The organism is Azotobacter beijerinckii (assembly GCF_900110885.1).
Lineage (GTDB): Bacteria > Pseudomonadota > Gammaproteobacteria > Pseudomonadales > Pseudomonadaceae > Azotobacter > Azotobacter beijerinckii.
This window is the reverse complement of the sequence record NZ_FOFJ01000030.1, coordinates 22,459-43,230: the sequence shown is the minus strand read 5'-3', so window position 1 is coordinate 43,230 and position 20,772 is coordinate 22,459. Positions and strand designations below refer to the sequence as shown.

The 20,772-nt window shown below is 68.0% G+C and carries 18 protein-coding genes; 2 read left to right on the top strand and 16 right to left on the bottom strand.

Features of this window, described 5'->3' with window-relative positions; genetic code table 11:
• The 7 genes from BMY22_RS14970 to BMY22_RS14940 all read right to left on the bottom strand — a co-directional run.
• Positions 1–464: OprD family outer membrane porin (locus BMY22_RS14970; RefSeq protein ID WP_143068504.1), on the bottom strand; the 464-nt coding region annotated here is incomplete at its 3' end.
• A gap of 249 nt (positions 465–713) precedes the next feature.
• Complete coding sequence (locus tag BMY22_RS14965; protein ID WP_090623419.1) at positions 714–2,048, bottom strand: MFS transporter; 1,335 nt, start codon at positions 2,046–2,048, stop codon at positions 714–716.
• 80 nt (positions 2,049–2,128) lie between these two features.
• Positions 2,129–2,902 (bottom strand): 1,6-dihydroxycyclohexa-2,4-diene-1-carboxylate dehydrogenase, encoded by a 774-nt coding sequence (locus BMY22_RS14960; RefSeq protein WP_090623416.1) that lies wholly within the window; start codon positions 2,900–2,902, stop codon positions 2,129–2,131.
• Between the two features lie 50 nt (positions 2,903–2,952).
• On the bottom strand, positions 2,953–3,963 hold the full coding sequence (gene benC / locus BMY22_RS14955) for a benzoate 1,2-dioxygenase electron transfer component BenC (RefSeq protein WP_090623415.1): 1,011 nt from the start codon (positions 3,961–3,963) through the stop codon (positions 2,953–2,955).
• 103 nt (positions 3,964–4,066) lie between these two features.
• Positions 4,067–4,555 (bottom strand): benzoate 1,2-dioxygenase small subunit, encoded by a 489-nt coding sequence (gene benB / locus BMY22_RS14950; protein WP_090623412.1) that lies wholly within the window; start codon positions 4,553–4,555, stop codon positions 4,067–4,069.
• A gap of 2 nt (positions 4,556–4,557) precedes the next feature.
• Positions 4,558–5,919, bottom strand: a complete 1,362-nt coding sequence (benA, locus tag BMY22_RS14945) for a benzoate 1,2-dioxygenase large subunit (protein WP_090623411.1) — start codon at positions 5,917–5,919, stop codon at positions 4,558–4,560.
• A gap of 189 nt (positions 5,920–6,108) precedes the next feature.
• Complete coding sequence (locus tag BMY22_RS14940) at positions 6,109–7,065, bottom strand: AraC family transcriptional regulator (RefSeq protein ID WP_090623408.1); 957 nt, start codon at positions 7,063–7,065, stop codon at positions 6,109–6,111.
• Between the two features lie 245 nt (positions 7,066–7,310).
• On the opposite strand from BMY22_RS14940, the gene BMY22_RS14935 reads away from it, so the two are divergent.
• A complete protein-coding gene (locus tag BMY22_RS14935; protein ID WP_090623406.1) occupies positions 7,311–8,234 on the top strand; it encodes a LysR family transcriptional regulator in 924 nt (307 codons plus the stop codon).
• A 29-nt stretch (positions 8,235–8,263) separates the two neighbouring features.
• Here the strand turns inward: BMY22_RS14935 and BMY22_RS14930 are convergent, their stop codons facing one another.
• The 4 genes from BMY22_RS14930 to BMY22_RS14915 form a co-directional block, all read right to left on the bottom strand.
• On the bottom strand, positions 8,264–11,488 hold the full coding sequence (locus BMY22_RS14930; RefSeq protein WP_143068503.1) for an efflux RND transporter permease subunit: 3,225 nt from the start codon (positions 11,486–11,488) through the stop codon (positions 8,264–8,266).
• Between the two features lie 10 nt (positions 11,489–11,498).
• Positions 11,499–12,785 (bottom strand): efflux RND transporter periplasmic adaptor subunit, encoded by a 1,287-nt coding sequence (locus tag BMY22_RS14925; protein ID WP_090623401.1) that lies wholly within the window; start codon positions 12,783–12,785, stop codon positions 11,499–11,501.
• A complete protein-coding gene (locus tag BMY22_RS14920; protein ID WP_244158879.1) occupies positions 12,782–14,008 on the bottom strand; it encodes a TolC family protein in 1,227 nt (408 codons plus the stop codon). The genes BMY22_RS14925 and BMY22_RS14920 overlap by 4 nt, the downstream gene beginning before the upstream one ends.
• A gap of 104 nt (positions 14,009–14,112) precedes the next feature.
• Positions 14,113–14,505, bottom strand: a complete 393-nt coding sequence (locus tag BMY22_RS14915) for a hypothetical protein (RefSeq protein WP_090623394.1) — start codon at positions 14,503–14,505, stop codon at positions 14,113–14,115.
• Positions 14,506–14,684: 179 nt separating this feature from the next.
• On the opposite strand from BMY22_RS14915, the gene BMY22_RS14910 reads away from it, so the two are divergent.
• Positions 14,685–16,013, top strand: coding sequence for a lytic murein transglycosylase (locus BMY22_RS14910; protein WP_090623392.1), 1,329 nt, complete (start codon positions 14,685–14,687; stop codon positions 16,011–16,013).
• 96 nt (positions 16,014–16,109) lie between these two features.
• Here BMY22_RS14910 and BMY22_RS14905 read toward each other — a convergent pair whose 3' ends face one another.
• The 5 genes from BMY22_RS14905 to BMY22_RS14885 all read right to left on the bottom strand — a co-directional run bounded on the left by BMY22_RS14905 (position 16,110) and on the right by BMY22_RS14885 (position 20,715).
• Positions 16,110–17,345: a cation:proton antiporter domain-containing protein gene (locus BMY22_RS14905; protein WP_090623390.1), complete on the bottom strand. Its 1,236-nt coding sequence runs from the start codon at positions 17,343–17,345 to the stop codon at positions 16,110–16,112.
• Between the two features lie 178 nt (positions 17,346–17,523).
• Positions 17,524–18,504, bottom strand: a complete 981-nt coding sequence (lipA, locus tag BMY22_RS14900) for a lipoyl synthase (RefSeq protein ID WP_090623388.1) — start codon at positions 18,502–18,504, stop codon at positions 17,524–17,526.
• Entirely contained in the window at positions 18,501–19,157 is a 657-nt protein-coding gene (gene lipB, locus BMY22_RS14895) for a lipoyl(octanoyl) transferase LipB (RefSeq protein ID WP_090623385.1), read from the bottom strand. The genes lipA and lipB overlap by 4 nt, the downstream gene beginning before the upstream one ends.
• Positions 19,157–19,435 carry a DUF493 domain-containing protein gene (locus BMY22_RS14890; RefSeq protein WP_090623382.1) on the bottom strand — a complete coding sequence of 93 codons (279 nt, stop codon included), beginning with the start codon at positions 19,433–19,435 and terminating at the stop codon, positions 19,157–19,159. Before BMY22_RS14890 ends, lipB begins: the two co-directional genes overlap by 1 nt.
• A gap of 71 nt (positions 19,436–19,506) precedes the next feature.
• On the bottom strand, positions 19,507–20,715 hold the full coding sequence (locus BMY22_RS14885; RefSeq protein WP_090623380.1) for a D-alanyl-D-alanine carboxypeptidase family protein: 1,209 nt from the start codon (positions 20,713–20,715) through the stop codon (positions 19,507–19,509).
• Positions 20,716–20,772 lie beyond the last annotated feature (57 nt).

Below are 20,772 nucleotides of genomic sequence, written 5' to 3'. Positions count from 1 at the left end.
GTCTGCGGCAGCAGGCGGTTGTCGGTGTGCGCCAGGATCGGCAGGTTCGGCGTCTGCTCGCCGTACCTCAGCTCGGTGCTGGAAAAGCGGGCCTTCAGCGTCAGCCCCAGGCGGCCATACTCGCTGGCCGCCTTGCCGTCGTCGTGCACCGGCAGCAACCCGGTATTGGTGCGGTCGCTGTTGCTGTCGAGCTTGACGCCCATCAGGCCGAGCACATCGAGGCCGAAGCCGACGGGCCCCGGGGTATAACCGGACTTGAAGTTGAGAATGAAACCCTGGGCCCACTCTTCCGCCTTGGACTGTTGGTTTCGTCCCTGGATATCGGAGAAGTCGCGCATGAAGTAATAGTTGCGCAGTTGCAGGGTGGCCGTGGAATCTTCAATGAGTCCACCTCCGACAGCCAGTGCCGACGGCAAACCGCCCGCCATCGCAACCGATATAGCGAGTTGCAGTTTTCGCTTCATGATGTCTCTCTTGTTGTTATTGTGAGAGGCGCCCTGGAGTTTCAGACGCACTCACATACAGGCATTGGCGATATATTATTCGAATCAAGCAATGACGACTTCAGTTCGGCCGGATTAGTCGTGTTGCTTTATTTGTTTTCCGTTTCCGGGATAACTTCCCCGGGCGGCAGAAAGAGGAAACCGAGGACAGACTCGGCAGCCGACTACCTCCCCTTCCTCCATCCGCCGCCGCGGACGGCTACCCTCCCGTTACGCCAAGACCTCGCCGGCCGTGGCACCGCTCACCTGCTGGTGCACACAGAACAGGGTCATGGCAATGGCCGCGACCAGCCCCGGGACGGCGAAGACGACGAAGCTCACCTGCAGCGGCAGGCTCATGCCGACCAACGCCCCGCCAAGCAGCGGGCCGACGATGGCGCCGTTGCGACCGATCCCCGACGCCCAGCCCAGGCCGATGGAGCGGATGGCCAGGCCGTAGAACTGCGCGGTGCAGGCGTAGAGCAGGATCTGCGAGCCGATGGTGGTGGCGCCGGCGAGGGCGATCAGGCCGTAGAGCACCGGGGTCGGACTCTTGAAGCCGAGCAGGCCGATCGACAGGGCGGCGATAGCGAAGAACACCACCAGCACCCTGGGCAGGTTCAGCCGGTCGCCCAGCCAGCCGCCGCCAATCGCCCCGAAGATCGCCCCGAAGTTCAGCACCAGCAGGAACGACAGGCTGGAACCCAAGCCGTAGCCGGCGCTGGCCATCATCTTCGGCAGCCAGGAACTCAGCGCATAGACCATCAGCAGGCAGCAGAAGAACGCCACCCAGAGCGACAAGGTGCGCAGCGCGCGGCCCTCGCGAAACAGTTGCAGCACCGGGGCACCGGTCGCCTTGATGGCCGGCATCTGCAGCTCGATTTCGTCGTCCGGCTGCACTTGGAAGGCCGGCTCGACGCGCTTGAGAATCCGCACGGCCTCGGCGGTGCGTCCCTGGCGAATCATGAAGCCCACCGATTCGGGCAGGAAGAACATGATCAACGGCAGCAGCAGCGGAATGCCGGCGACGAAGAAAACCGCCTCCCAGCCGAAACGCGGGATCAGCAGCATGCCCAGGCCGGCGGAGAGCATGCCGCCCACCGAATAGCCGCTGAACATGATCGCCACCAGGGTGCTGCGGATCTTCTTCGGCGCGTATTCGTTCATCAGCGCCACCACGTTGGGCATCACCCCGCCGATCCCCAGCCCGGCGAGGAAGCGGCAGATGCCGAACTCGGTGGGATTGCGGGTGAAGCCGTTGAGCACGGTGAAACCGCTGAACAGGATGATGCAGAGAGTGATGGCCTTCTTGCGACCGATCCTGTCGGACAGCGGACCGAAGAACAGCGCGCCGAACATCATCCCGAACAGCGCATAGCTACCCATCGCGCCGGCCTGCAGCGGGGTCAGCCCCCACTGCTGCATGAGCACCGGCAACACCACGCCGTAGATCACCAGGTCGTAGCCGTCGAAGATGATGATCAGGGCGCACCAGAACAGCACCCGCCAGTGGAAGCGGTTGAAACGCGCCTCGTCGATGAGGCGATTGACATCGATGTTTCGCATGGCTTGGATCTCTGTTGTTGTTGTAATCGGAGAACCACGAGAGCGCTTCGCCTGCCGCGGGCAGCGGCGAAGCGCCGGCTTCACCCCAGATCGCCCCCCCCCACCGGCAGGGTCGTGCCGGTGATGTAGGAGGCCTCGTCGGAGGCCAGGAAGAGGATCGCCCCGACCTGTTCGTCGATGGTCCCGTAGCGTTTCATCAGGCTGCTGTCGACGGTCTGCTCGACGATCTGCTGGTACCAGGCCTTATCCTGCTCGCTCGGCTCGGCGGCGTTGCGCGGGATGCGCCGCGGCGGCGCCTCGGTGCCGCCGGGAGCGGTGGCGTTGACGCGGACACCGCGCTCGGCGGTCTCGAAGGCGAGGCAGGCGGTGAGCGCGTTGACACCGCCCTTGGCCGCGCCGTAGGGCGCGCGGTTGACCCCGCGGGTGGCGATCGAGGAGACGTTGACGATGGCCCCGCGGCCCTGTTCGAGCATCGCCGGCAGGGCGGCGCGGCAGCACCACAGGGTGGGGAACAGCGAGCGGCGCACCTCGGCCTCGATCTGTGCTTCGTCGTAATGCTCGAAGGGCTGGGCCCAGATGGTGCCGCCGACGTTGTTGATCAGGATGTCGAGCCGGCCGAAGCGCTCGAGCGCGGCGGTCATCACGCCCTGGCAGTCGGCGAAGCGTTCCAGGTCGGCGGTCAGGGTCAGCACCCGGCTGGCACCCAGCTCCTGCAGCTCGTGAACCAGTTCGGAGCGGTCCACGGCGACCAGCCGGGCGCCCTCGGCGACCAGCCGCTCGGCGACGCGCCGGCCGATGCCCTGGGCCGCGCCGGTGACCACCGCGACCCTGTCTTGAAAGCGTTTTTCATGCATGGCGTTTTGTCCTTGTAGCCGCCCGTGCGGGCAGAGGCCGGCGGCGCCGTTCAGACGCTGGCGGCGAACTTCTCGTAATGGAAATTGGCCGGCTGGATGCCCTGCTCGCGGAGGAACGTGTTGACCGCCTCGACCATCGGCGGCGGGCCGCACAGGTAGATGTCCACCTCGCCCTCGTTCAGATGCCCGGGTGCGATGTGCTGGGTGACATAGCCCTTGTGCGGATAGCTACTCTCCGGGCTGGCGACGCAGGCCGTGAAGCTGAAGTTGGGGAGGCGCGCGGCGAACTCCTCCAGCTTGTCCATTTCCACCAGGTCGGCATCGTGGGTGACGCCGTAGATCAGGTGGACCGGATGGTCGCTGCCGCTCGCGGCGATCTTTTCCAGCATCGCGGTGAAGGGCGCGAGGCCGGTGCCGCCGGCCAGCATCAGCAGCGGCCGACGGATCTCGCGCAGGTAGAAACTGCCCAGCGGGCCGGTCAGGGTCATGGCATCGCCGGCCTTGGCCTGCTGGCTGAGATAACCGCTCATCAGGCCGCCCGGCACGTTGCGGATCAGGAAGCTGACCTCGCCGTCGTGCGGCAGCGAGCTGAACGAGTAGGCGCGGGTCTGGTCGGTGCCCGGCACCTTGAGATTGACGTACTGGCCCGGCAGGAAGGACAGCTTGGTCAGGGACGCGCCCTTGATCGACAGGCCGATCACGCTGGGAGACAGCGCGCGCACGTCGCTGATGACCGCTTCGTAACTCGCCTGCTCGGTCTTGCAGACCTCGGAGGAGGCCGGAATGCGCAGCACGCAGTCGCTTTCCAGGCGCATCTGGCAGGTCAGCACCAGCCCCTGGGCCTTCTCCTCCTCGTTCAGCGCGTCCTCGATGTAGTTGTCGCCCAGGTCGTAGCGACCGGCCTCGGCGAAGCACTTGCAGGCGCCACAGGCTCCGTCGCGGCAGTCCAGCGGAATATTGATGCCCTGGCGGTAAGCGGCATCGGCGACGGTTTCGCCGTCGTCCACCTCGATGAAGCGGGTGACCCCGTCCTCGAAATTCAGCGCAACTTTGTATGACATATGGCACCCCGCTCAAATACGGTGATTGGAGCAACCGCCGGGCGGCGGGCGGGGACCCGAGGGTCCCGCGCGACGCCGGCGGAGCGCGGTCTTCGAGCCCTGTTCAGATGTGGTAGATGTCGAGGACGTGGCGCACGTAGTCGTTCTTCAGCACGACCTTCTTCTCCTTGATCAGCGGGTTCTCGCCGCGGATATCCAGGGTGTAGAAGCTGGTGCCGTAGAACGGGTCGACGGTCTTGTAGCGGAAGCTCAGGGTGTGCCAGTTGAAGCGCAGGCGGCACAGCTCGTCGGTCTTCTCGAGGATTTCCAGGTTGCTGATGTTGTGCGAGGTGCGGGTATCCGGAATGGTCGCACTGGAGCGCTCGGTGCGGATGCGGAACACCCGGTCCTCCAGACCGCGGCGGCTGCCGTACCAGATCAGCGAGATCTGGCTCTGCGGATCTTCGGTCAGCTGGTCGCGGTCGTCCCAGGACGGCATCCAGAAGGTGCAGTCGGGGGCGTACTGCTCCAGCCAGCTGTCCCAGTCCTTCTCGTCCAGGTAGCGGGCTTCGCGGTAGAGGAAGTCACGTACGGCTTCGTAGGATGCGTTCATGATCAGTTGCCCTCCACGTGAATCAGCTTGTCCTGTTCTTGCTGCAGTGCCGCGGTCATGCGCTCCTGCCAGTAGCGGTGCTGCATGATGTAAAGCCCTTCGTCCTCGGTGCGCACGCCGCTCATCTTCGGCGCCAGGCCGATTTCCCGGGCGGCCTCGTCGGCCCCGTCGATCCAGTGGGTGGCACCGCGGGACATGTCGTTCCAGACCGCGGCGCGGCCCTGGAAACCCTGCTGGCAGGCGCGGAACTCCTCGAGGTCGTCCGGGGTGGCCATGCCGGTCACGTTGAAGAAGTCTTCGTACTGGCGGATGCGGTGGGCGCGGGCCTCGGCGTTCTCGCCCTTGGGCGCGATGCAGTAGATGGTCACCTCGGTCTTGTCGACCGAGATCGGCCGGAGCACGCGCAGTTGCGAACCGAACTGGTCCATCAGGTAGAGGTTGGGGTACAGGCAGAGGTTGCGCGAATGGCCGATCATCCAGTCGGCGCGGGCCTGGCCGAACTCCTGGGCCAGCTCGTCGCGGCGCTGGTACAGCGGTCGGTCTTCCGGGTTGTCCCAGCGGGTCCAGAGCAGGATGTGGCCGTTCTCGAAGGCGTAGAAGCCGCCGCCCTTCTTGCCCCAGCCGCCGGCGCTCATGGCGCGGATGTCGTCGCCGGCCTCCTTGAGCTTGCGCTGGTTCTGGGTCGCGGCGTAGTTCCAGTGGGTGGCGGTCACGTGGTAGCCGTCGGCGCCGTTCTCGGCCTGCAGCTTCCAGTTGCCCTCGAACACGTAGGTGGAGGCGCCGCGCAGCACTTCCAGGCCTTCCGCCGACTGGTCGACCACCATGTCGATGATCTTCGCCGACTCGCCGAGGAACTCGGTCAGCGGCTGGACGTCGGCGCTCAGGCTGCCGAACAGGAAGCCCCGGTAGGATTCGAAGCGGGCGATCTTCTGCAGGTCGTGCGAGCCGTTGCAGTTGAAGCTGTCCGGGTAGCCCGCATCGGCCGGGTCCTTCACTTTCAACAGCTTGCCGGAGTTGCTGAAGGTCCAGCCGTGGAACGGACAGGTGTAGGTGGCCTTGTTGCCGCTCTTGAAGCGGCACAGCGCCGCGCCGCGGTGGCTGCAGGCGTTGATGAAGGCGTTCAGCTCACCGTCCTTGGTGCGGGCGATGATGATCGGCTGGCGGCCGATATAGGTGGTGTAGTAGTCGTTCTTTTCGGGGATCTGGCTTTCGTGGGCCAGATAGATCCAGTTCCCTTCGAAGATGTGCTTCATCTCCAGCTCGAAGAGCTCCGGGTCGATGAACATATCCCGCTTGCAGCGGTAGAGGCCCTTTTCGCGATCCTCTTCCAGCAAGCCATTGATCTTGTCGATTCCAAGAGTCATTGCCGTCGGCTCCGTTGTTTTTGTAGAGCCCCATCGTAAGAACCGGCAAGGATCGGCAATATCCGTTTCCTGCATGACCTTTATCCACTCCCTGCAAGGGGATGTTCCACGCCGGGCAGAAACGAGCGCGCCGCCGTGGCGCGAAGGCCAGGGCGGCGCGGGTGGATCAGGCGACAGGGCGGGAGAGGATCAGAGGCGACGCTTCAGGGTGTCGGAAGGCAGCTCGCCGAAGGCGTTGCGGTAGGACTCGGAAAAGCGTCCGAGGTGCAGGAAGCCGTAGTCGAGCGCCACTTCGGTGATGTTGCGCACCGGCACCGACGGGTCGCGCAGGCTGGCGTTGATGCGTTCGAGCTTCTTCTGCCGCACGTAGTGCTTGGGCGTGGTCCTGGCGTGCTTCTCGAACAGCGCGTACAGGGAGCGCGGACTGACGTTCGCCAGACCGGCCAGTTGCTCGAGGGTGATGTCCTGCTTGAGGTTTTCCTCGATGAAGTGCGCGATCCGGTCGAAGATGCCCGATGCGCCCCCCGGCAACTCGCGGCGGACGTTGCTCTGCAGGCAGAGCAGCTTGTTGGCGATGATCCGCCCGTAGTGCTCCTGGAGCCGGGGCGGCGCGCCGCCGGACTCCGCCTCCTCGCAGACCAGGCCGAGCAGATTGAGCAGGCCGCCGATTTCCTCCAGGCCATGGCGGTTGGCGGTGAAGCGGATGCCCTCGTCGGGCCGGTGCCAGTGGTTCTCGGCGCAGGCCGCCTCGAGCAGGGACTCGGGCATCTTGACGATGAACTTCTCGCAGTCCTGCGAATAGGTCAGATCCACCGGATCGTCCGGATTGATCAGCAGCAGCTCGCCGGGCGCGAAATGATGTTCCTGCCCGCGCGCGCCGCGCCACAGGCAATGGCCCTTGAGGAGGATCTGCAGGTGGTAGATGGTTTCCAGCGCCTCGGAGGTGACGCGCACGGTGCCGCCGTAGCTGATCCGGCACAGATCGAGATCGCCGAACTTGCGATGGCTGAGGTCGGCGGAGGGATGGCTGGTCTGCGACAGGCGGATGGAATGGGAGCCGACATGCTGGTTGACATAGCCGGAAACGGCGTAGGGGTCGGCACCCTTGAAGACCACGCTTTTTTCTTTCAGCAAAGAAAATTCCATCACTCAAGGCCTCTCGGTATTGTTTTTCTTATAAAACCCAAGCGGTGCTTTGCCGCTTTGGAGTCGCTCTTCACAACGTGCTCCCCGTTCCTGGCGGGGGATTCTACCGATTGTTCTCCTGATGCCGGCACGCCACCTAAGTTGAAGATAAACAGCCGCGGCGATGCCGTCCAATCGAATACAATCACCGGACGATAGCCAAACGGCATCGGTAGCCATCTCCCCTCGAGCGCCATGGTGATTCCTTGGAAATCCGGCAGTTGAAGTATTTCGTCGCGGTGGCCGAAGAGCTGAACTTCAATCGCGCCGCCGAACGGCTCTACATCACCCAGCCCGCCCTGAGCCGGCAGATCCAGCAGCTCGAGGACGCCATTCCCGCCGTGCTGCTGGAGCGCAACTCCAAGCGCGTCGCGCTGACCGACGCCGGCCGGGCCTTCTACCACCAGGCGCTGAACATCCTCGCCCAGCTGCAGCACGCGGCCGACGAGTCGCGCCTGCTCGCCGAGGGGCGCAAGGGCAGCCTGGTGATCGGGATCTTCGGCTCGTCGATCCTCGACTTCATTCCCCGGGTGCTGCAGGCGTTCGGCCACACGCACCCCGCCGTGGAAATCTCCCTGCATCCGATGGACAAGGACGCGCAGATCCAGGCGCTGCGCGAGCGCCGGCTGAACATCGGCTTCAACCGGCTGGTGCCCGGCGAGCCGGACATCGAGCAGGAGCTGGTGCGCAAGGAGGCGCTGATGCTGGCGCTGCCGACCACGCATCCGATGGCGGTGCGGGACAGCATCGAGCTGGGCGAGGTGCTGCAGGAACCCTTCATCCTCTACCCGCGCGGCGTGCGGCACGGCCTGACCACCCATGTGCGCCGGCTGTTCGCCGACTACGACGCCGTTCCCCAGGTGGTCCAGGAAGTCACCGACGTGACCACCAGCATCGCCCTGGTAGCCGGCGGCCTGGGGCTCTGTGTGGTGCCCCAGGCCACCGTCAACCTGCGCCTGCCGGGCGTGGAATACCGCGCCCTGCGCTGCCGCGGCAAGGCCGAGATCGAGCTGGCCTGCCTGTACCGCAAGGGCGACAGTTCACCCATCCTGCAGGCCTTCCTCGATACGGTCCGCCAGCTCGGCAGCCAGGAAGCGACGCCCGCGGCGGGCAGCCCGCAGGCGTCGTGAGGAGCGCGGCAGCCTGAGCGGGAAGGCGCTCAGGCCGTCGGCTCCTGCTCCGGACGGCCCGGCACCGCCGTCCGCTCTTCCGGCTGCGCCGCGCGCGCCCCCGCCTCCCGATGCAACCAGCGATACAGCGCCGGCAGCACCAGCAGGGTCAGCAGGGTCGAGGAAACGATCCCGCCGATGACCACCGTCGCCAGCGGGCGCTGGACCTCGGAACCGGCGCCGACGTTGAAGGCCATCGGCAGGAAGCCCAGCGAGGCCACCAGGGCGGTCATCAGCACCGGGCGCAGGCGACCGAGGGCACCCTCGACGATCGCCGCCTCGAGTCCGGCGCCGTGCTCGCGCAGCTTGCGCACGAAGGCGATCATCACCAGTCCGTTGAGCACCGCCACCCCGGACAGGGCGATGAAGCCGACCCCGGCGGAGATCGACAGCGGGATGCCGCGCAGCGCCAGGGCGATCACCCCGCCGGTCAGCGCCAGCGGCACGCCGCTGAACACGATCAGCGCGTCGCGAACCGAGCCGAAGGCCCAGAACAGCAGGGTGAAGATCAGCGCCAGGGTGACCGGCACCACGATCGCCAGGCGCTGGCTGGCCGAGATCAGTTGCTCGAAGGTGCCGCCGTAGTCGATCCAGTAGCCGGCCGGCACCGCGACCCCGGCAGCCACCCGCTGGCGCAGCTCGGCGACGAAGCCGCCGAGGTCGCGGCCGCGCACGTTGGCGGTCACCACCACGCGGCGCTTGCCGTTCTCCCGGTTGATCTGGTTGGGGCCCTGCTGGATCTCGATGCTCGCCACCTCGCGCAGCGGCACCGTCTGCGGCGCGCCGGCCAGCCAGGCCGCGGCGCGGCTCGACTCGTCGGCATTGGCGACTCCGCCGAGGGGAATCGGCAGATCCGCCAGGGCCGCCGGGTCCCGGCGCAGGCGCTCGGGCAGGCGCACCACGATGTCGAAGCGCCGGTCGCCCTCGAACAGCTGGCCGGCGACCTCGCCGCCGACCGCCGTGGCCAGGGCGTCCTGCACCGCGCCGGGGTTGAGGCCATAGCGCGCCAGCGCCTGGCGGTTCGGCACGACGCTCAGGAGCGGCAGCCCGGTGGCCTGTTCCAGCTTGACGTCGGCCGCGCCCGGCACCGCCCCGGCAACGCGTTCGATCTGCTTGCCGACCGCCACCAGGCGCTCCAGGTCGTCGCCGTAGAGCTTGATCGCCACGTCGGCGCGTACCCCCGAGATCAGCTCGTTCATGCGCATCTGGATCGGCTGGGTGAACTCGTAGTTGTTGCCCGGCAGGCGCTTGACCGCCGCCTCGATCTCGGCGACCAGTTGCGCCTTGGGCTTGTGCGGGTCGGGCCACTGCGCGCGCGGCTTGAGGATCAGGAAGGTGTCGGCCACCGAGGGCGGCATCGGGTCGGTGGCCACCTCGGCGGTGCCGAGCTTGCCGAACACCCGCTCGACCTCGGGGAACTGCTTGATCCGCGCCTCCAGGGTCGCCTGCATACTGATCGCCTGGTCGAGGCTGGTGCCGGGAATGCGTAGCGCGTGCAGGGCGATGTCGCCCTCGTCGAGGCTCGGGACGAACTCGCTGCCCAGCCGGGTGGCGAGCAGCGCACAGGCCGCGACCAGGCCCAGCGCCGCACCGATCACCCAGCCGCGCCGGCGCACCGACCAGGCCAGCACCGGCGCATAGCCGCGCCGGCTCCAGCGCATCAGCCGCGTGTCCTTCTCCTCCACGCGGCCGCGCAGGAACAGCGCGATCGCTGCCGGCACGAAGGTCAGCGAGAGCAGCATGGCGCCGCTCAGGGCCAGCACCACGGTGATCGCCATCGGCTGGAACATCCGCCCCTCGACCCCGGTGAGAGCGAAGATCGGCAGGTAGACGGCGGCGATGATGCCCAGCCCGAACAGGCTCGGGCGGATCACCTCGGCGGTAGCCGAGGCCGCGGCGTCCAGCCGCTCGCCCTCGTCCATCGGCCGGCCCAGCACGTGCTGCAGGTTGCCGAAGCGGAGCAGGCAGTTCTCGATGATGATCACCGCGCCGTCGACGATCAGCCCGAAGTCCAGCGCGCCCAAGCTCATCAGGTTGCCCGACACCCCGCCGCGCAGCATGCCGGTGACGGTGAGCAGCATCGACAGCGGAATCACCGCGGCGGTGATCAGCGCCGCGCGGAAGTTGCCGAGCAGCAGGAACAGCACCGCGATCACCAGCAGCGCGCCTTCGGCGAGGTTCCGCGCCACCGTCTCGATGGTCCGCTCGACCAGCACGGTGCGGTCGTAGACCGGGTGGGCGACGACGCCGGGCGGCAGGCTGCGGTTCGCCTCGGCGAGCCGGGCCGCCGAAGCCTGGGCGACCTCGCGGCTGTTCGAGCCGATCAACATGAACACCGTACCCAGCACCACCTCACGGCCGTTCTGGGTGGCCGCGCCGTTGCGCAGCTCCGGCCCCTCGCCCACCTCGGCCACGTCGCGCACGCGGATCGGCACGCCTTCGCGGCGGTCCAGCACGATCTCGCGGATCGCCTCGAGGTCGGCGACCTGCCCAGGGGCGCGGACCAGGAACTGCTGGCCGTTGCGCTCGATGTAGCCGGCGCCGACGTTGCGGTTGTTCGCCGCCACCGCGCCGACCACGTCGTGCAGGGTGAAGCCCAGGGCGACCAGCCGGGCCGGGTCGGGGGTGATGTGGATCTGCCGGGCGAAACCGCCGATGGTGTTGACCTCGGTGACCCCGGGGGTGTTGCGCAGCTGCGGACGCACCACCCAGTCCTGCAGGGTGCGCAGGTCGGTGGCATTCCACGGGCTGCCGTCGGCCTTGCGCGCCTGCGGGCCGGCCTCCACGGTGTACATGAAGATCTCGCCCATCCCGGTGGCGATCGGCCCCATGTCGGGATCGAGGCCCGGCGGCAATTGCGAGCGCACCTGCTGCAGCCGCTCGCCGACCTGCTGGCGGGCAAAGTACAGGTCGGTGCCGTCCGCGAACACCACGGTGACCTGCGACAGGCCGTAGCGCGAGATCGAGCGCGTGTAGTCCAGGCCGGGCAGGCCGGCCAGCGCGGTCTCGATCGGGAAGGTCACCCGCTGCTCGGCCTCGAGCGGCGAGTAGCCGGCAGCCTCGGTGTTGATCTGCACCTGGACGTTGGTGATGTCCGGGGTGACATCGATCGGCAGCTTGGTGAAGCTCCAGGCGCCCACGGCCGCCAGGGCCAGGGTGAAGACCAGCATCAGCCAGCGGCGAGCGATGGCGAAACGAATAAGGTTCTCGAGCATCGTGGCGTCCTCAATGATCGTGGGAAGCGCCGGACTTTTCGATGTCCGCCTTCACCAGATAGCTCTGCTCGACCACCACCTGGTCGCCCGGCTCGATCCCCGCCAGCACCTGCACCCGTTCGGCATCGCGCTTGCCCAGCTCGACCGGGCGTACCTCGTAGGTGTCGCCGACGCGGACGAACACCACCTCCCAGTCGCGGAAGCTCTGCAGCGCGGCCAGCGGCACGACCAGCGCGGCCGGCTGGCGGTCGACGACGATCCGCGCCTTGACCGCCGAGCCGGGACGCCACAGGCCGTCGGCGTTGGCCAGGGTGGCGCGAGCCACGGTGCTCTGGCTGGCCGTCGCGGTGCCGGGCAGCACGCGCTCCAGCACCGTCCTGGCGCTGGCGCCGTCGCTCAGGCGGGTCACCTCGACGGCGGCGCCGGGACGGATGTATTGAACGTCCGCGCCGAACACATGCAGATCGACCCACAGCGTCGACAGGTCGGCGACCTCGAACAGCGCCGCGCCCTCGCCGGCCTGGGCGCCGAGACTGGCGTTGCGCGCCAGCACCACGCCGGCGATCGGCGAGGTCAGCGAATAGTCGGTCAGGCTCAGGTTGCTCTCCACCGTGGCGAGGGTCTGTCCGGCGCGCACCCGGTCGCCGACGTTGGCGGCGAGGCGGCGGATCGGTCCGGGAAAGCGCGCGGTGACCCGCGCGACCTTGCCGTCCACCGGGGTCAGCAGGCCCTGCACCTCGTGGGCGTCGGCGATCTCGCCGGAACCGGCCGGGGCCACGCGGATACCGGCCTCCTCGGCGACGGCCCGCTCGATCTCGGTGCGCCCCTCGTAGCTCGGATAGGCCCAGCGCAGCGCCTTGCCCTCGATGCTGGCAAGCACCTCGACGTCGAAGGAGTGCGGCTCGCCGACCACGCTGGAGGCCATCAGGCTGCCATCGGTCTGGGCGTCGAGCCGGTGGTTCTCGGTACGCTCGCCGAGGCGTTGCAGATGCACCTCGACGCTGCCGGCCGAGGGCGGCAGCGGCTGGCCGTCGCGGTACAGCCAGGCCTGGTACTTGGGCGGCGTGCCCTTCTCGGCGATGGCCAGCTCGACGCCCAGCGCGCCCTCTTCGAGCAGGCGGCCGCCGTGTTCGCCCTTGGGCGGCTCGTCGTGCTCGTCGTGCTCTTCATGTTCGCCATGCCCGCCGTGTTCGCCGGCCGCTTCGGAGTGGGCGGACTCGGCCGCCGGACGGTCGTCGCAGGCGGCCAGCGCCAGAGTCAGAGCCAGCAGCAGGCCGGCCGGAAGAGATGTTTTCACGGGGTGTTTCCTTTATCGGTGGACGGACCGGCGACGAACGCCTGGCCGGTGAGTCGCTGGATTTCGATGAGGGTGCGCTGGGCATCGAGGGCGGCCTCGAGCTGCTGGCGGCGGGCCGCGGTCCGCTCGGACTGCAACTGGGCCCATTCCAGGTAGCTGACGGCACCCGCGCGGTAGGCGCGCTCGGCGGCACCCTCGGCGCGGGACAGCAGGGGGATCACCTCGTCCCGCAGACGGCGGACCTCAAGCTGCGCGGCGCGATAGCGGCCGTGGGCCTCGACCAGGGTGGAGTGGAGCGCTATCTCCCGGGCCTCGCGCTCGATCTCCAGCGCCCCCAACTCGGCCTCGGCGGCGCGGATCTCGGGTGCGGCACGGTGCTCCGCGCCCAGCGGCATCGACAGGGTGCCGACCATGCCGAAGTCGTTGCCCGCCTCGATGCGGCGGGCGCCGACCTGCCAGCTCAGATCGGCCGTCGCCTGGCTGCGGGCCAGTTGCAGGCGCGCCTCGCGGACGCGCCGCTGGCTGACGAACTGGACCAATTCCGGCGTGCCCTCCAGCAGCGCGGTCAGCGCGGCGAAGTCGGCGATCTCCGGCAGCCTCACGGGATCGGCGGCGACCGCCTCGAAGCGCGGATCGCGCTCGCTCCATAGCGCCGCCAGGTACTGGCGCGCCGCGTCGAAGCGCTGCTGCGCGCGGGCCTGCTCCAGCTCGGCGCGAGCCAGGGCCGCCTCGGCGGTGAAGACCACCGACTCCGGCGAGGCGCCGGCCTGCAGGCGCTGGCGCGCCGCGGCCACGGTACGCCGGCGCTGGGCGATGTCCTGCTCGGCGATCTCGCCCTGGCGGCGGGCCGCGACCATCGCCAGGTAGCGCCGGGCGACCTCGGCCAGCAGGTCCAGGCGACGCGCCTCACGCTCGGGCGCCAGGGCGTCGATGTGGCTGCGGGCCAGGGTCTTGCGCGCATCCAGCTTGCCGCCGCGCTCCAGCACCGAGGCCAGGGTCAAGGTGAGTTCGATGCCCTGCAGGCCGCTCGCCGAGCCGGTGCCGAAGGCATTCTCCACCGTGGCGCCGGCAACCAGCGCCGGACGCAGGGCGGCGCGGTCCCGCTCCGCGGCGAGCACTTCGCCACGGCTGTCGAACAGACGCAGCTCGGGATGGGTGGCGGCGACGCGGGCGAAGGCGTCGTCCAGGGAAAGGCGGTCGGCGGCAAGCGTGGGCCACGCCACGACGACTGCCGCGACCCACACGGCGCACGCCGCGAGTCGTGAACACATGAAGAAGCTCCGATCAAATCGAGTAAGGGAAGGCCGGCCAAGGGCCTGGCGAATGCTTACGCGAAGATCGGCGGTCGGTAGGGCACACGCGGGGGCGACACGGGGAGGCGTTGACTCTCGTCCGGCGGCTGGGCGTCGCACGTCGGGACAACCGCCAGACACGGGAAATCGGCCAGGGCGACCAACACGGAATGGCCGGCGCAATGGACGGAATGGAGCAGCGCATGGAGACCTCCGCCGCCCTCCTCGTCCGACTCGGCCAGTGCAATCAGATCGCCATCATGGCCGGACGCGTGCCCGAGACGGGCATGGCCACCGAGCGGCGCATGGGAGAGGTCGTGGAGTTCGCCGAGCGAATCCAGCACCGGCTTCATCGACATGGCCAGCAGCAGCGCCAGTGCGACAAGGCACGGGACAAGCGCGGGGCGATGGCGAGAAAAACCGGACATGGCGGCAAGGACCTGGGCAATCGGCGGTCGAGGGAGCGGAGACAATAAGCGCGGGCCACCCTACACGCGCCGGCAATGCGACGCAACCGCAGCGCGCGCCCGTCCGACGGCACGGGCGGACAAGCCTTTCCCCGACATGTTATGGTCGGCGCTTGATCGCAGCCTTTCGAGATGTACCGATGCTCAGCACCCCGGCCTTCGGCCAGATCCTCCGCCAGCTGATCGCCGGCAGCGCACTGGTCCTGCTGACCGCCTGTGTCGACACCCCCGCCGCCGACTCCGCCCCGGCCGTCGCCGCGCCGACCCCGAGCGCGCCCAGCGTGGCGACCGCGACGACGGGCAGCATGCCGCCCGCACTCCTGACCCCGACCGCGCCGCCCGCCGCCATCAGCTTCGAGGACTGGCGCGAGAACTTCCGCCGCGAGGCGCTGGCCGGCGGCATCCAACCGCAGGTCTTCGACCAGGCGTTCGCCGGCGTCGCCCCCGATCCCGCGGTGATCAACGCGGACCGCAGCCAGCCGGAGTTCACCCGGCCGGTCTGGGAATACCTGGAAGGCGCCCTGGCCGAACAGCGGGTGCGCAACGGCCAGGCCCTGTTGGGCCGGAATGCCGAACTGCTGGGGCGGATCGAGGCGCACTATGGCGTCGACCGCCAGGCATTGGTGGCGGTATGGGGGCTGGAAAGCAACTTCGGGCAGGTCATGGGCAGCAAGTCGGTGATCCGCTCGCTGGCCACCCTGGCCTTCGAGGGGCGTCGCCCGCAGTTCGCCCGCGACCAGCTGCTGGCGGCCCTGTCGATCCTGCAGAGCGGCGACGTGCGACCGGAGCGGATGATCGGCTCCTGGGCCGGCGCCATGGGCCAGACCCAGTTCATCCCGACCACCTACCACAGCCATGCGGTGGACTTCGACGGCGACGGACGCCGCGACATCTGGGACTCGACCGCCGACGCCCTGGCCTCCACCGCCCACTACCTGCAGGCTTCCGGCTGGCGCCGGGGCCAGCCCTGGGGGTTCGAAGTGCGGCTACCGGAGGGCTTCGACTACGCCCAGGCCGACATGGCCACGCGCAAGTCGCTGAGCGAATGGCGCCAGCTCGGCGTGACCCTGCCCGCCGCCAGCGCCGGCCAGGAGGGCGAGCAGGCCAGCCTGCTGCTGCCCGCCGGCCATCGCGGCCCGGCCTTCCTGGTGCTGGAGAACTTCCGCAGCGTCCTCAAGTACAACAACTCCACCTCCTACGCGCTGGCCATCGGCCTGCTCGCCGAGCGCTTCGAGGACGGCGGGCGGATCCTCGCCGCCTGGCCGCGCGGCGATACCCCGCTGAGCCGCAGCGAACGCATCGAGCTGCAGAACCTCCTGGCCGGTAACGGCTTCGACCCCGGCAGCGCCGACGGCATCATCGGCGCCAATACCCGCCAAGCGGTGCGCGGCTTCCAGCAGACCCTCGGCTGGCCGGCGGACGGCTATCCGACCCAGGACCTGCTCCAGCGCCTGCGCGCAACGCGTTAGCCGGTCGGCCGACTCAGGTTCGGCCGACTCGCCCGGCTCATCCCCAAGCTCTCCGGGGGATGAGCGCGCGACCACCTCGACCCGCGCTGGCCAGCCTCATTCGACCCTCTTCTCCCTGGCCGAACGGTTGACCAGGGAAAAGCCGAGCGCGAACAGCAGGATGCTCGCCACGATCACCGCAAAGACCCCCGACGAGAAATTCTCCGCCCCCGGCACCCCCATCTGCAGCGGCATGGCCGACAGCACGCCCGCCGCCAGACCGCGCGGCATGGCCACCGCAACCACGCCTTTGTCGCGACGGCTGAAATCGGCGCCCCATAGGGACAGCCAGGTGGCGGGGACGCGGAACACCAGCAGCACCAGTGCCCCGGCGATGCCCAGGACGACCAGCTTGAGGTTGAGCGGGAACATCAGGCCGATCAGGAAGAAGAAGAAGGACTTGACCAGGAAGATGACCTGGCCATGGAAGGCCATGGCGTTCTCGTCGACCTGCAGGCGCTCCGCCTGGCGGATCTGCACGTACCGCTCCAGGCGCCGAACCACCAGCCCGCTGTTGCCGATCAGCAGGGAGGCCGCCAGGATGCCCAGGGCGCCGTTGCCGCCGGCCAGGCCGATCAGGGCATAGATCAGCAACAGGGACGCCAGCAGCACCGGAAAGGCACTGGTCTTGCCATGGATCACATAGGCGATGGGGAGGAACAGGAGCCCGCCCAGCAGCCCCAGCCCCAAGCCGATGCCCACCGCCCGGAGCAGGGCCAGGATCGAGCCCCCCACCGACACGTCGCCGCTCAGCACCAGCTCGACGCACACCAGCGCCAGCACCACGCTGAGCGCGTCGGTGATGCTCGACTCGACGCTCAGCAGGTCGGCCACCCTGGCCTCGACCTTGCCGGCGGCCATGGTGGGAATGATCACCACCGAGCTGCTGCCGCCGAGGACGGCGCCCAGCATCAGCCAGATCATCCAGCCGTGCTGGCGGATGTAGCCGAGTTCGGCACAGCTCCACAGGAAGGCCGCCATGGCCAACATGGAGAAGAAAAAGCCGCTCAGCGCCAGCTCCAGGGCGCGCGGGGCGCTGTCGGCGACCTCGCTGATCTTCAAGTGCAGGCCGCCGCTGGAGAGGATGGTGACCAGCGCGAAAGCCCCGAAAAAGGGCAGGATAGGCCGCAGCATGTCGGCAGAAACCAAGTCGAGCACGGGGCCGGCCAGGATGCCCGCGGAGACCAGCCAAATGATGTCCGGTATGCCGGTGCGGGAAAAAACCACTTCGCCCAGCGTGCCGAGAATCAGCAGGCCGGTGATCAACAGGATCATCTGCGTGACGGGATCCATCGCCGCTCCTCGAGAGGCACTGTCGTGCCGGCCCCGGCACGCACTCGCTCCTGAGTATCGAGCGGCCTCCGGGTCTTTTCAAATCGGCGACAGCATCCCGGGAAAGGTCTTCCGCCAACGTCGACCGTGCAAGAAAAAGGGCGCCCCGCGGCGCCCTTTCTCATGGAGCGAAGAGGACTCAGTCGCCCTTCGCGCCATGGGCCTGCTGGTCGGCGTGGTAGGAGGAGCGCACCAGCGGACCGGAGGTGACGTTCTTGAAGCCCATCTTCTGCCCTTCCTCGGCGAACCAGGCGAAGGTGTCGGGATGGACGAAACGCTGCACCGCCAGGTGATTGCGCGAAGGCTGCAGGTACTGGCCGAGGGTGAGCATGTCGATCTCGTGCTCGCGCATGCGCTGCATCACCTCGATCACCTCCTCGTCGGTCTCGCCGAGGCCGAGCATCAGCCCGGACTTGGTCGGCACGCTGGGGACGCGTTGCTTGAACGCCTGCAGGAGGTCCAGCGACCACTCGAAGTCCGCCCCCGGCCGCACGGCCTTGTAGAGACGCGGCACGGTTTCCAGATTGTGGTTGAACACGTCCGGCGGCTCGGTGGCGGTGATCTCAAGGGCGATCTCCATGCGCCCGCGATAGTCCGGCACCAAGGTTTCCAGCTGGGTGCCGGGGCTCAGCCGGCGGATCTCGCGCAGGCAGTCGGCGAAGTGCTGGGCGCCGCCGTCGCGCAGGTCGTCGCGGTCCACCGAGGTGATCACCACGTACTTCAGGCGCAGGTCGGCGACGGCCACGGCGAGGTTGTTCGGCTCGTCGGGGTCGAGCGGGTTCGGCCGGCCGTGGCCGACGTCGCAGAACGGGCAGCGACGGGTGCAGATGTCGCCCATGATCATGAAGGTCGCGGTACCGCCGGAGAAGCACTCGCCGAGGTTCGGGCAGGAGGCTTCCTCGCAGACGCTGTGCAGCTTGTGCTTGCGCAGCAGCTGCTTGATCCGCTCGACCTCGGGGGAAGCCGGCATGCGCACGCGGATCCAGTCCGGCTTGTGGGGCAGCTCCTCGGTCGGAATGACCTTCACCGGAATGCGCGCGACCTTTTCCGCACCGCGCAGCTTGACGCCGGTTTCGACCTTGCTGGCCGGGCCCTTGCCCGTGGTTTCCGTCGTACTCATATGCTTTCGATCCCGCCCTTGAGGGTCTTTGTTTCAGCGTAACCGAGCTGGGCAGCGAGCCGCGCACGCAGGCGTTTGCTCACCTCGGCGAATTCGACCGGCCCGCGGGCCTGATCCTTGAGTTGTGTCATGGCCAGGCCGGCATAGCCGCAGGGATTGATGCGCTGAAAGGGCCCCAGATCCATGTCCACGTTCAACGCCAGGCCATGGAAGGAACAGCCGTTGCGGATGCGCAGGCCGAGGGAGGCGATCTTCATCCCGCCGACGTAGACCCCCGGCGCGTCCGGCTTGGCGTAGGCCTCGACCCCGTAGCCGGCGAGCAGCTCGATCAGGCTGCGCTCCATGCGGCTGACCAGCTCGCGCACGCCGATGCCCAGTCGGCGTACATCAAGCAAGAGATAGGCCACCAACTGGCCGGGGCCGTGGTAGGTCACCTGGCCGCCGCGGTCCACCTGCACCACCGGGATGTCGCCGGGGAACAGCAGATGCTCGGCCTTGCCGGCCTGGCCCTGGGTGAACACCGGGGCATGCTCGAGCAGCCAGAACTCGTCGCCGGTTTCCGGGCCGCGCCCATTGGTGAAGCGCTGCATAGCCTGCCAGGTCGGCAGGTAGTCGACCAGACCCGGCTCGCGAATGCCGATCGTGCCCGACATCAGAGCACCATGTGCACGCACCCGGTGGCGCGCAGGTCGAGGTGGATGGCCTGGAGCTGCTCGACGCCGGTGGCGGTGATCAGCACCTGCACGGCGAGATAGCGCCCGTTGCGGCTGTCGCGCACGGTCAGGGTCGAGCTGTCCAGCCCAGGTGCGTGGCGCTGGATCACCTCGACGACCAGGTCGGCGAAACCCTCGCCGGCATCGCCGATCACCTTGATCGGATAGCGCTCGCAGGGAAATTCGATTTTCGGAGCTTGTACGTCGGTATCGGTCATGGCGGTGGCGGGCCGCTCGGCCCGCGGGGACGGCCACCCACCGGAAACGGCGGGCGGCGGTCGGCAGAGGATCAGTTGAACAAGTCGTAGAAGAACAGTCGGATGCTATCCCATAGACGACGGAACAGGCCACCCTCCTCGACGGTTTCCAGGGCGACCAAGTCGGCGCTGCGCAGCACCTGCTCGCCCAGCTTGACCTCGACCTTGCCGACCACGGCGCCCTGCTCGATCGGCGCGATCAGCTGCGGCTCGAGGCTGCTGCTGGTGGTCAGCTGCTTGATCTGGCCGCGTGGCATGGTGAAGGTCAGGTCTTCGGCCAGGCCGACCTTGACCTCGCGGCTGGAACCTTTCCACACCGGTGCGCGGGCCAGCTCGGTGTTCTTCTGGAAGAAGGTCTGGGTCTCGAAGAAGCGGAAGCCGTAGGTCAGGAGTTTCTGGGTCTCGGCGGCGCGGGCCTGTTCGCTTTTGGTGCCGAACACCGCGGCGATCAGCCGCTGGCCGTCGCGCACCGCGGAAGCCACCAGGCAGTAGCCGGCCTCGTCGGTGTGGCCGGTCTTCAGGCCGTCGACGGTCTTGTCGCGCCACAGCAGCAGGTTGCGGTTGGGCTGCTTGATGTTGTTCCAGAAGAATTCCTTCTGCGCGTAGATCGCATAGTGGGCCGGGTCGTCGTAGATGATCGCACGGGCCAGCTTAGCCATGTCATGGGGCGAGGAGTAGTGGTCCGGATGCGGCAGACCGGTGGCGTTCATGAAGTGGCTGTTGGTCAGGCCGAGACGCTTGGCGGTGTTGTTCATCATGTCGGCGAAGGCGTCCTCGCTGCCGGCGATATGCTCGGCCAGGGCCACGCTGGAGTCGTTGCCGGACTGGATGATGATGCCGTGCAGCAGGTCGCCGACGGTCACCTGGGTGCCGACCTGGATGAACATCCGCGAGCCGCCGGTGCGCCAGGCGTGCTCGCTGACGGTGACCAGGTCGCTTTCCTTGATCTGCCCGCGCTTGATCTCCAGGGTGGCGATATAGGCGGTCATCAGCTTGGTCAGGCTGGCCGGCGGCAGGCGCTGGTCGCCATTACTCTCGATCAGCACCTGGCCGCTGGCGGCGTCCATCAGCAGGTAGGCGGAAGCGGCCAGCTGCGGCGGCGCCGGGAGAGCCTGGGGCTCGGCGGCACGTGCCGGTGCCGGCGTCGGTGTCGGCGTGGCTTGAGGCTCCGCGGCCCAGGCGCTCGGCACGCAGATCAGGAGGGCCAGGAAAAGGCGTTGCACACGTTGGGTGGTTTTCATCGTTTCTCGCGTCGTTGGCTAATCGGACACACCCTTGCGGGCTGTGGGGATGGGTCC